This window comes from Sphingobacterium haloxyli, assembly GCF_002980525.1.
Classification (GTDB): domain Bacteria; phylum Bacteroidota; class Bacteroidia; order Sphingobacteriales; family Sphingobacteriaceae; genus Sphingobacterium; species Sphingobacterium haloxyli.
This window is the reverse complement of the sequence record NZ_PVBQ01000001.1, coordinates 548,406-560,093: the sequence shown is the minus strand read 5'-3', so window position 1 is coordinate 560,093 and position 11,688 is coordinate 548,406. Positions and strand designations below refer to the sequence as shown.

The window sequence follows — 11,688 nt, the reverse complement described above, 5'->3', positions numbered from 1 at the left end:
TTTTGATTAATTTTGTCTCTACATTCATGTCTGACATTGTTAAGGGGTTAAACTTCAATTTGTTATTCGCATTACAAATCTAGTTTGTTTGCCCTTTAACTGTCAGATGAAATCGAAACTAATGCAGGTAATTGAGCCATTTTTCTTATTGCAAATCTAACACCATTCTTCCCGGAAACCAAATAGCTAATTTCTGTGCCGTTGTTCCCCAATTGGCCAGTGGCATCGTCCATTTCTTCTTAATGTTTTTATGTGCTAAATAGATAAGTTTCAATAACGCCATATCTGAAGTGAAGGCACCTTTAGTTTTTGTGACCTTACGGACTTGACGATGGAATCCCTCGATTGTATTGGTTGTGTATATCAATTTTCGGATGGATTTGTCGTATCGGAAATAAGTGGTCAAACGATCCCAGTTACGCCGCCAGGAGTCGATGACCACCGGATATTTTTCACCCCATTTATCCTGAAGTTCATCCATCCGCAGTCCGGCAAGATCCAATGTGTCAGCCCTGTAGACAGGTTTTAGATCATTCATAAACTCCTTTTGGTCCTTACTGGCACATACTTTAAGCTGTTACGGACCTGGTGTACCACACAGGTCTGTACTTCGGTGTCGGGAAAAACATTCTGTATCGCTTCTGAAAACCCTTTTAAATTATCGATACAGGCAATTAAAATATCCTCTACGCCCCGGTTCTGTAAATCGGTCAATACACTCAGCCAAAAGTTAGCGCCCTCATTCTCCGAAACATACATGCCCAACAAATGCTTATGTCCGTTTCGGTCAATGCCAAGGATATTGTATACAGCCCGCGAAACAAAACGATGGTCTTCTTTCACCTTGTAGTGCATGGCATCCATCCAGACAATCGTATAAAGAGGGTCTAAGCCTCTTGATTGCCACTCTTTGATCTCAGGAATGATCTTATCGGTAATGGAAGAAAGTGTACTGTGACTGATGTCTGTATCGTACATCTCCTTGATGTGGTTCGATATATCCCGCAGGCTCATACCAAGGCCATACATGCCTAAAATCTTCTTCTCCAGGCTCTCGGCTAAAATCGTCTCACGTTTCTTAATGAGTTGGGGTTCGAAGTTAGATCGACGATCACGGGGAGTCTCTATATCGATCGCACCCTCAGAGGTCCGAATCTGTTTGCTGGACTTGCCGTTACGCCGGTTGCCGCTGGAGCGCTGGGCTTCGTCCATATGGCTCTCCATCTCTGCCTCCAGCGCGGCTTCCAAAAACTTCTTCATTAAAGGAGCAAAAGCTCCGTTCTTGCCATAAAGTGATTCACCGCTGCGTAACTGTTCCAGCGCCTTGTCCTTCATGGACGCAAAATCAAAATCGTGTTCCTTAATACTCATAATTACTATGTCAAAAATAATACTTCTGTTTATTATCCTTGACACAGTCTATTTTACAGTCTCTACCACACTTTAAAATAGACCCCAAATCTATTATAGAGTTTGCCTAAGCTAATTGTTGTTCCATGCTTTTATCAAATTAACGGGTTACCAATGCTTTATTCAACTATAATTTCCTGAACTACTCTCATACACGGAACTCCATTCACATAACGCGTATGGTGTAGCTTAATAGTTTTACCTTTCTTAGACCAGCTGTATATCCCCCCCTTGTAATATTTATTGTCTAGATTTTCGTATTCGGGTTCAAATCCTACATAGGCCGATATATTAGCTACCATAGTATCCAGGTCTGCTAGAGATTTTTCATGGGAAGTATTTTCGGTATTATGATCGACCCAATAAATTACTTCCAGATATCCTTTTACAATATTATTTTTTGTCAAGATACCGAAAATATCGTTGAAGTAAGTGTTTTTGGGAATTGTACTGCTATCCCAATAAAGGCTTACTTCATTTGGATAATAAAGAGTTAAGCCTGTGTTTTTTTCCAGTCTATCTTTGGTTTTTTTCTGAAAAAATCGTCGATCTTTATGTGTAATCTTTAATTCATCAAAGGTTACACCAAAAGGCCACGATTTAAATGCATAACTATGAAAATTTAAGTCCTGTTGTATCTTTTTTCGGTCAGCTTCTTCCTTGTTTTTTATATCCTGTTCCTTCTCTTTGATAAGAAGCATTTTCGTTTTTGCAACCTCCATTACCTTCTCTTCCGTAAAGCTATCTACATCTGCAGAATTTTGAAAATCCGATATGGTTTTTATTACCTGATCGTAATATGACCGATCTGTCATATAGATTTCCAGTTCCGCCTGTATTTGTAGATACAGCAGTTTGCTATTTGTAGATCCGAGGCTTTCCGTTGCAGTGTTGAGGTACTCCAAAGTTGCCGCATAATCCCCTGTAGCAAAGCTTTCTTCTGCTAACAGATAGGCTGCTTTTGCTTCGATTTGATTACCCTGTGCGTAGGTGCATATTTGTGCAACCAATAGGAAAATTAGTATTAAAGTATGTTTCATAGCATTACTTATTTCGCCATTCTCGGGCCTTTCTTTTATCTTTTTCCACACCCAAACCTTCTTCATACATTTTGGCAATCATTTCTTTGGCGGTTCCAGCTTCTGATTCTCCTGTTTCGTATGCTTTAGTGTACCATTCCATAGATTGGGAATAGTTCTTTAGCTCAAAATGGCAAGTTCCCATAGTCAAATACAGGCTGCTGTTCTTAACTTCGCCATTTTCAAGTTTATTTTCAAAAGCTTTGTTGTACCAATCTAATGCTGTTTGATAGTTTTGTGTTGTTCCTTTTCCTTCAAAATACATATTTCCTACGACAATCGTGTAATAAGGGTCTCCTGAATCAGCTGCTCTCTTATACCATTTTAAGGCTTCTGCATCATTCTTTTCAACACCATAACCATTTAAGTATGCCTCTCCTATTTTAAAAAATCCAAAGGGATTCCCTGATTTTTTAAACCAGTTTATCGCTTCTGAGTAATTTTGCTCAACTCCTGTCCCCGTATAATAGAAGTGCCCCATATATAGCATTCCTTGTGGGTCTCCCTTAATGACTGCTTTTGAGAACCAATTGAACGCTTCCTGAAAATTTCTTGTGATGCCATATCCCCAGCTATGCATATATCCTATCCTAGATATTGCATACCCTATACCATAATCTGCACCCATACTCAGATGCTCCAATGCTTTTTTATAATCTTGCGCAACACCGTTTGCTGCTAAATACATGTTACCGATGTCTGATGTGCATATGGGATCTCCTAACTCAGAACCTTTTGTGTCCCATTCCAGGGATTTTTGATAATCTACTTCAAACCCCACACCATCTCTATACATATCGCTTATCTGATCCATAGCTCGCGTATTATTTTTCTTAGCGGCATTTAAATAATGGGTCATTGCCAGATTATAGTCTTTATTTTCATAGGCATCTTTGCCCGCTTTATAATCAGCGTCCAATTCAAACTCTTTCTTCTTTTTAGCAAAATCTACTCTTTTTTCAATTGCATAGATTTCACGCACTTTATCTAGATCTACTTTATCTGAACTCTGGTTAACATACTTCATGTACTGTTCAACGTTACGGGACAGGTCCGTTAAATTGTCACCCCATTCTATCGCATAGTCGATGATATGATCTAAAGCGATGATTTTCAAGTAACCGGTTTTGGCTGTCCATGTACCTAATAATTTTTCAGCGTTATCGAGATGTAAAATTGCTTTCTGATAGTCCTTATTCTGAAAAGCTACTTCTGAATCCTCGTATTCAAGACGCGCTTTAATTTCGTTTTGCGCCTGAGCAAGGTGGGACGTGAAAATTAGAATTATAAATGTGAATAGAATGTGTTTCATGTTTATCGTGGTATTTAATTATTCCAAAAATCGTCTTCTTTCTTTTTTGCAACAGGCTTCTTCTTGCTGTTTGCATCAGGTTTCACCTGATTTCCCCAAAAATCTGTTTCGGCTGAAGCAGACTTGTCGGTATCTTTTTTCAATACCTTGATATCTACATGGCTAACTTGAAAACGTCCTTGGTCTGCTACGTCAACTAAAGACTGCTGATATTTTTCTGCCATAGCTTGATCTGTAAAATAGCCGACAACAACGGGATTGCTCATACCTCCAGTTTCGAATGTCCGTTTTACATTAGCAATATAGGGATAGGTACCATCATTGTAGCGGTACACCGGTATCACATTGCTCACGGTCATCGCTACGGTCTTGTCTTCGTTCCATTCGTTTTTATTACTGGCGTAGGCGAAGAGATAGAGCACTGGCGCATCTATCTTGTGGCTGCTGAGGGGCATCCCCCCTTCGGGGAACATGTTGTCGATTTCACCACGGATATTTAACAGTGCTTCCAGTTGACGTGCCTTAATGTTTCTTTCGTGTGCTTCACGTTGCGCCCTTAATTCTTCACGTGCCTCTTTAGCTGCCTTATCGGCTTTAATACCAGCTGCTATGCCGCCCAAAGCGCCTAAGGCTTGCCCATACGCCGTATAATCGGCGTTTGCCGTGGAATTTGCTGCGGAGACCGCGTGTGCATAGTTCTGCACGCTCTGAACAGATACCGCTTTCAGTTCCTCGCCCATTCGGGAAACTTCGCTTAGCTTTTGTGCGAAAGCTTGATTTAAATCTTCAACGTTATCGAAATACCCGTCCAAGGAAGTAGCGTCTTTTAGGTTTTGACCCGCGGTTCTCATAGCATAATAGCTTGTAAAAGTTGTGTTAATCGCATGAGTCGTTACGGCTTCCATGTGTGCCCTTTCTGCTTCCCGGCGTTCGAAGTCCGCTGTTATCCTGTTCGCCTGCGCACGCTCAAAGGTATATCTATCTACTTTCGTAGCCCCTCGGGCGGTTCTTTGGTAGTGCTGCCCTTTATCGTCTTTAAAATAATCGCCTTCTTTGACATGTCTTAGATTGCCCTTGAAATCGGAATCTGAAACAGCATTTTCACGAGTGGATTGCCTATTAGCCGAGCTCGAAGTTGTATTACCTGATGAACGATTTCCGTTGTCGGACCAGAAATCGTCAGCATGTTGGGTACCCGTTGTAGAATTTTGTGCTGTTTTGTTATTTGAGGATGTACCGCTTACAACCACTGTGTTTTTGTTCGCTTTCTGTTTGATTTGTTCCAATTCACCTTGATGATCCCTAATATAGATGTTAAGACTCTCGATAGATTTATCTATGGCATATAGTTTTGGTTCGATAAATTTGCCGGACACTTGTGTACTGTTTTTTAGTTTTTCGTACTGCTGAATTAAGGTTTCACAATCCGTTATAGCTTTCTTCAATAGCGCTTCGTTATTCCCAGGATATTGGCGTTGCTTTTTACTAAGGTCATTTAAATTTTGCCAGGAATTCTGAAACTGTCGGTAATTATCAGCCGGATAGCCATCTATCCGGATATTTTCGCCAAATCTCTTAGGTATGCTGCCCGTAAAAACTTCCGAAATATCCCCAGGATTTAAACTAATCTGCTTATCGTTATAAGCAAACGTAATCTTATAGACTGTGCTATTCATGAACTTGAACGTATTGGTCGCTGTACCCTCGGCGTGCCTGGTCTGTATACCTCCCATTATTTCCGACACAGGATCATATGATGTATTTTGCTGTGCACATAAATGTAAACTCGCGAACATATACATTGTCGTCAGGATCCTTAATTGAATCGTTAGTGCTTTCATAGTTTAGATATCCTTATTATTATTATTATTATTTTGCCTCCTCAGCTTTGCGGAGCCATTCGGCTGCGGTGGTTTTGTTTTTCTTGACACCCCGACCCTGTTCATACAAATAACCTATACCTTTTAGTGCATTGATGTTTTTTTTATCAGCAGCTTTAAGGTACCATTCCATAGCCTTGCTGTAGTCTTTAATATAATCATAGTACCAACCGATAGTGTACATTGCTTGATCGTTTCCTTTTTCAGCTGCTTTAAGCCACCATTCCATAGCTTTTGTGTTCTCCTTATAAACGCCTGTGCCCTCATAATAAAATTTAGCGATATTGTTCATTGCTTCAGTATTTCCTTTTTCGGCAGCTTTGAGATACCATTCCATGGCTTTGCCGTAATTTTGGGCTACTCCCCACCCATGATTATACATACGACCGATATCCTTCATTGCAAATGAAAACCCCTTATCGGCAGCTTTGAGATACCATTCCATGGCCGTGCTGTAGTTCTGAGTAACATTATCACCAGTAAAATATAAACGACCCATATAATACATAGCGTCTGGATTTCCTTTATCAACAGCTTTGAGGTACCATTCCCTGGCTCTTTTTCCGTCTCGTGCTACGCCTTCGCCAATATCATATGAAAAACCTATTTCATACATTGCTTCAGAATTCCCTTTTTCAGCTGCTTTGAGATACCATTCCATAGCTTTGCTGTAGTCCTTAGTAACACCAAATCCCCATGCATATAAATGAGCTATATTGTACATCGCTACAGCATTTCCTTTATTAGCAGCTTTAAGATACCATTCCATGGCTTTGCTGAATTCCTTGTCTCTGACCTCTCTGGGAATAACCGCTCCTATAAAATATAGATAACCAACCTTTTCCATGGCACTTGCATTCCCTTTTTCTGCATCTTGCGAAAAATATTCGAATGCTTTTGCAAAGTCTTTACGGTTGTAAGCCTCCTGCCCTGCTTTATATTGTAGGCTTTGTTGTTCGTTGTAAATGGTTCTTACCGTCTTGAGACTTTCATCCAATTGATAAACTACCTTGTATTTTTCAATAATTACATCGTCTGGGTTTTCTGTAGCGTAGCTCATATATTTTTCTACTTCCATGGCGAGTTTTTGGGTGTTAGGATTTTTAAAATCCGAAAGGTCTGCGAGCTTCTGCAACGCTTCTATTTTGAGATAGCTTACTTTTGTTGTCCATCTGCCTAGCAGTGTTTCAGTTTTTTCCAAAGCAGAGACAGCAGCTGGATATGCGCCGGCAACGAAACTGCTTTCGGCATTTTCAAACTCTATTCTTGCTTTGATATTGTCCTGCGCATTCACATTTATACCAAGCATGCACAACATAAGGAAAAAAAGATGCTTAGCTGCCGGCATCAACTTAAATGTATTCATTTGATAAGGTTAAACTGTAGATAACAATGTAATCACTTTCAATTCAGGCCTTGAAACCGACATGCAACAACTCAATCTCATTCCCTTAACAAATAACCACAAATATCACATTCTAAAAAATACCCCAAATGAGGTATTTTTTAGAGAGAAATAATTTGTACAGGAAATGAGATTAGTGATTTCAGTAACGAGATAGCTATCGAGTGTCTGAAATGTGGCGGCAAAGCGCTGGTCCAGCAAAAAATAGGGTTGTGGTGCTAAAGTGTATTCGCGTACTAAAAGAGAAAAATGCTTTAATGATTCGACTCAGTCAAAATTTGTGACCAGTTCCTTCGTCTCTTCCTTTGTAAATTGGAAGCAAACATCTTCGCGAAATTGCCGATGTTGCTGTTGGGTACCTGTTAGATTAAAATCAATAAACCCTCGAAGATATTACTTTAGAATAAGGTGATTTTCCACTTCGCCCTACATAGCAGACACGGAACTCATATTCCTCCAGTACGCCGAGGTTCGAAATAGTGCAGCTTGATTTGCTGCTTAATATGACCGTCCACGGATTATCATCTCCTTTTTTTCGATACTCAAATTGATACATCCGTGCCGACTTCCAGGCTTTGACACGTAACTTGATCGCTGCTGTCCCTATGGCCGGGATTGCCCCGAAATCTGCTATTAAAGGGATGTTTTCGGAAGAACTTGGTGGCTTGGATGGAACAAAGCCCGAGGCCACAATAGTCGCTTCATCGCCTTTGGCAATCGTCTGCACGTAAAAGGATAGAAAACGGATGCCCTCCTGCAGCACCTTGCGTTTGTCGTCGCGGATAATAATCGCCAACTTATCGCGATGCAGCCTTGACGACGGCGTCCCGAAAATCTGTCAACATTGTTTAAAAGATCGTAAGGTTAGGATTGGGGTTAGCATTATATGTTATTTTATCAATATTAAATGCTGTTCATTTTTTATAAAGTGCTACTGGATTTATATCATATAATCTATAATAGATATGCAATGGTATACATATTATATGAATTACTATATATATTTAATGATATGCTATTTTATCGATATGCAGTGCTATTGTAATTTATTAATTGATATGTATATAGAAGCAGACGCTATTTATTTGATATGAGATGATAAAAAACGAATATCACATGCTATCTTATCATTAGCATGTGATATTTACAGAATAGCAACTGCTATTGATGGAATATAAGGTGCTATTATGTTTTAGTTAAGGGTGATTATCCTACCCAATCGGATTTTCCTTTAAGTACTTTTCCCATGCCCATGCCGATGCCATCATCTCGTCAATACCCAATTCGGCCCTCCAACCCAATTGCTCAGACGACTTTGTTACATCTCCCCATACTTGGATGATATCTCCTTCGCGGCGAGGGCCTACTACGTAGTTGAGTTTCTGTCCCGACGCTTTTTCGAAAGCTGCAATAGCTTCCAATACGGAATAACCGTTTCCAGTGCCCACGTTGAATACATCGTAGCCGCCATTGGGGTTTCCTTTCTCCAATAAACGGATGGCGGCTACATGCGCTTTGGCTAAATCAACGACATGAATGTAATCGCGGATACAAGAACCGTCCGGTGTGTCGTAGTCACCGCCGAACACCGTTAATTTTTCTCGTTTACCAATCGCTGTCTGCGTTATGAAAGGCAAGAGATTCTGTGGAACGCCAATGGGAAGTTCGCCGATCAATGCAGATGCATGTGCACCAACTGGGTTGAAATAACGCAGCGCGATAAAATTATAATTATTGTAGGCGCCAGCTGTTTCCTCCAATATCTCCTCGGCAATTTGCTTCGTATTGCCATAAGGTGAGGCTGCTTTTTTTACCGGTGCAGATTCGGTTACCGGTAAGCTATCCGGCTCGCCATAAACCGTACAGCTGGAAGAAAACACAAAGTTGATGTTCTTTCCTTGATAGGCGTTCAGGAGATTAATCAGCGAAAAAAAATTGTTGTGGTAATATTTGAGTGGTTTCTCTACCGATTCTCCCACAGCTTTCGAGGCCGCAAAATGAATAATGCCGGAAATAGCTGGGTTTTCTTGAACAAAAGCCTTTACCTTAGCTTCATTACATAAATCAAACTGATGAAATTCGGGGCGGATACCAATAATCTTCTCTATCTGATCCAAAATTTGGATATTCGAATTGGATAAGTTGTCAATAATAACCGGTGTATAACCAGCGTTGTGTAATTCTACTACCGTGTGGGAACCGATATAGCCAGTTCCGCCAGTTACTAATATTTTACTCATTGTTCTTGATTATAGTATGTAAATTTTTTTTGTTCTAATTCTCCCGGTGGCATTTGCTGATAGTAATTTATTGTCCGGAGCAGCCCCTCTTTCCGATTAACGGTGGGGTTCCAGTTCAAAATCCGATTCGCTTTGTCGATGTCTGGACGCCGCTGTTTGGGATCATCGATCGGCAGGGGTACATAACGGATTTTAGATTGGTTTCCTGTCAAGGAGATGATTTCCCTTGCCATATCGTTGATGGTCAGTTCATCCGGATTTCCGATGTTCATGGGCTGTGCATAATCTGAAAGCAATAACCGGAATATCCCTTCAACTTGATCTGACACATAGCAAAAAGAACGTGTCTGATTTCCGTCTCCAAAAACGGTAAGATCCTCCCCGCGTAAAGCTTGTGCGATAAAGGTAGGTAACGCACGTCCATCATGTAGGCGCATACGGGGGCCATAGGTGTTAAAAATCCGAACGATACGTGTATCTAATCCGTGAACGTTGTGATAAGCCATTGTTATGGCTTCTTGGAAGCGCTTCGCTTCATCATATACGCCACGAGGCCCTACGGGGTTGACATTCCCCCAGTATTCTTCTGATTGTGGCGAAATTAGGGGGTCTCCATACACCTCCGAGGTCGATGCAACCAGAATCCGGGCGCGTTTGCTCTTGGCTAATCCCAAAAGATTGTGTGTGCCCAACGAACCTACTTTTAAGGTCTGAATCGGGATGCGTAAATAATCTATAGGGCTGGCCGGAGAAGCAAAATGTAGGATATAATCCAATCTCCCCGGAACGTGTACAAATTTAGAGACGTCGTGGTGATAAAAATCGAAATTGGGAAGCTTGAACAGGTGTTCTATGTTGCGGAGATCGCCTGTAATCATATTGTCCATACCGATAACATCGAAATCTTCAGCAATAAAGCGGTCACATAAGTGCGAGCCCAGAAAACCCGCTGTGCCTGTTATGAGTATACGTTTTCTTTCTTGTTTATTCACGAACCAATATTTCTTTGTAGCTTAGTGTTATCTTTGACGAATATAAGCATATTTTCCTCTGTAACATTTTTTCTTGTTGGCAGAGGAGAGCAAAATAAACAAATTTATTTAGGTTATCAACATGCGTCTTCTCTACGACATAGGAATAGGCCTTTATACCGTACTATTACACTTAATCTCGCCATTTCACAGAAAGGCTAGATTGTGGGTAGATGGGCGTAAAAGGTTATTCGATCACATCGAACAAACGATTGAAAAGGGGACTAGACCGATATGGTTCCATTTTGCTTCGTTGGGTGAATTTGAACAGGGAAGATCCGTAATGGAAGCGATCAAAAAAAAATACCCACAGGAAAAAATAGTCATCACTTTTTTTTCGCCGTCGGGATATGAAATCCGAAAAAACACACCTTTAGCAGATTATGTGTTTTATCTGCCTACAGATACGGCGGCCCACGCCCGAAACTTTTTGGATGTCGTGAAACCCAAATTTGCGGTGTTCACCAAATATGAGTACTGGTATCATTATTTTCACGAACTTAATAGACGTACTATCCCTCTGTTCGTTATCTCTGCGATTTTTCGGGAAGGGCAGGTATTCTTTAAGTGGTACGGTGGATTCTTTCGTAGGACATTGAAACAAGTTCAGTTTTTCTTCGCCCAGAATACGGATTCGGTGCTATGGTTGAGGGCTATTCATATCAGACAAGCAGGGCTTGCAGGGGACACACGGTTTGACAGGGTGGTCGAACTACCTAAACAACGTCGTACCATATCGGAAGTGGAACAATTTATAGACGATCATGCACAGGTATTGGTGGCCGGAAGCACGTGGGCACCCGATGAACGTTTATTAGCGGAATTATTGGCTACCCAAAAGGGTTGGAAAATGATACTGGCTCCGCATGAAATCCACGAAGCCCATTTGCAGGAGATTAAACAGTTGTTTCCCGACGCCTTGTTTTTCTCTCGTTTTGCTGAATACACGACGTTTGAAATAGCAAAGGCCTCGGTCTTAGTCATTGATAATATCGGCATGCTTTCGGCGCTGTATGGGTATGGACAATTGGCTTATGTGGGTGGAGGTTTTGGTGTGGGGATTCACAATACGTTGGAAGCCGCAACCTATGGTGTTCCGGTTATTTTTGGATCTAATTATACGCGTTTCCAAGAAGCGGTGGATCTCATAGCGGTTGGAAGTGGTTTCCAGGTGGGAAATGCGGAAGAATTGCAATCTATTGCGCATGCGTTGTCCAATGAAAAGAAGCGGACTATCGCCGGAGAAGCCGCCGAACAATATGTGCGGGAAAAAGCCGGCGCGACACAGATTATTATGAAGTATCTGGAGACGGAAGACCTAATTTGAGGAA

The 11,688-nt window shown here is 41.1% G+C and carries 8 protein-coding genes and 1 pseudogene; 1 reads left to right on the top strand and 8 read right to left on the bottom strand.

Features of this window, described 5'->3' with window-relative positions; all coding sequences use genetic code 11:
* Positions 1-145: 145 nt before the first annotated feature.
* The 8 genes and pseudogenes from C5745_RS01940 to C5745_RS01905 form a co-directional block, all read right to left on the bottom strand.
* Positions 146-1,371: pseudogene (locus C5745_RS01940) on the bottom strand (IS256 family transposase).
* A gap of 158 nt (positions 1,372-1,529) precedes the next feature.
* The gene (locus C5745_RS01935; protein ID WP_133166272.1) at positions 1,530-2,450 is read right to left on the bottom strand and encodes a hypothetical protein; all 921 of its coding nucleotides are present in this window, start codon (positions 2,448-2,450) and stop codon (positions 1,530-1,532) included.
* 4 nt (positions 2,451-2,454) lie between these two features.
* Complete coding sequence (locus tag C5745_RS01930) at positions 2,455-3,801, bottom strand: tetratricopeptide repeat protein (protein ID WP_105715243.1); 1,347 nt, start codon at positions 3,799-3,801, stop codon at positions 2,455-2,457.
* 14 nt (positions 3,802-3,815) lie between these two features.
* Positions 3,816-5,642: a hypothetical protein gene (locus C5745_RS01925; RefSeq protein WP_133166271.1), complete on the bottom strand. Its 1,827-nt coding sequence runs from the start codon at positions 5,640-5,642 to the stop codon at positions 3,816-3,818.
* Between the two features lie 28 nt (positions 5,643-5,670).
* Positions 5,671-7,047 carry an SEL1-like repeat protein gene (locus C5745_RS01920; protein WP_105715241.1) on the bottom strand — a complete coding sequence of 459 codons (1,377 nt, stop codon included), beginning with the start codon at positions 7,045-7,047 and terminating at the stop codon, positions 5,671-5,673.
* Positions 7,048-7,459: 412 nt separating this feature from the next.
* Positions 7,460-7,882, bottom strand: a complete 423-nt coding sequence (locus tag C5745_RS01915) for a fibronectin type III domain-containing protein (RefSeq protein ID WP_105715240.1) — start codon at positions 7,880-7,882, stop codon at positions 7,460-7,462.
* A 415-nt stretch (positions 7,883-8,297) separates the two neighbouring features.
* Complete coding sequence (gene galE / locus C5745_RS01910) at positions 8,298-9,326, bottom strand: UDP-glucose 4-epimerase GalE (protein ID WP_105715239.1); 1,029 nt, start codon at positions 9,324-9,326, stop codon at positions 8,298-8,300.
* Positions 9,323-10,318 carry a UDP-glucuronic acid decarboxylase family protein gene (locus C5745_RS01905; RefSeq protein WP_105715238.1) on the bottom strand — a complete coding sequence of 332 codons (996 nt, stop codon included), beginning with the start codon at positions 10,316-10,318 and terminating at the stop codon, positions 9,323-9,325. Before C5745_RS01905 ends, galE begins: the two co-directional genes overlap by 4 nt.
* A 121-nt stretch (positions 10,319-10,439) precedes the next feature.
* Between C5745_RS01905 and C5745_RS01900 the strand changes: the two genes are divergently transcribed.
* Positions 10,440-11,684 carry a 3-deoxy-D-manno-octulosonic acid transferase gene (locus C5745_RS01900; RefSeq protein ID WP_105715237.1) on the top strand — a complete coding sequence of 415 codons (1,245 nt, stop codon included), beginning with the start codon at positions 10,440-10,442 and terminating at the stop codon, positions 11,682-11,684.
* Positions 11,685-11,688 lie beyond the last annotated feature (4 nt).

Bases quoted from the DNA above. Each gene is read 5' to 3' on its own strand.
- C5745_RS01935 (WP_133166272.1), bottom strand. From the start codon at position 2,450: ATGAAACATACTTTAATACTAATTTTCCTATTGGTTGCACAAATATGC.
- C5745_RS01930 (WP_105715243.1), bottom strand. From the start codon at position 3,801: ATGAAACACATTCTATTCACATTTATAATTCTAATTTTCACGTCCCAC.
- C5745_RS01925 (WP_133166271.1), bottom strand. From the start codon at position 5,642: ATGAAAGCACTAACGATTCAATTAAGGATCCTGACGACAATGTATATG.
- C5745_RS01920 (WP_105715241.1), bottom strand. From the start codon at position 7,047: ATGAATACATTTAAGTTGATGCCGGCAGCTAAGCATCTTTTTTTCCTT.
- galE (WP_105715239.1), bottom strand. From the start codon at position 9,326: ATGAGTAAAATATTAGTAACTGGCGGAACTGGCTATATCGGTTCCCAC.
- C5745_RS01900 (WP_105715237.1), top strand. From the start codon at position 10,440: ATGCGTCTTCTCTACGACATAGGAATAGGCCTTTATACCGTACTATTA.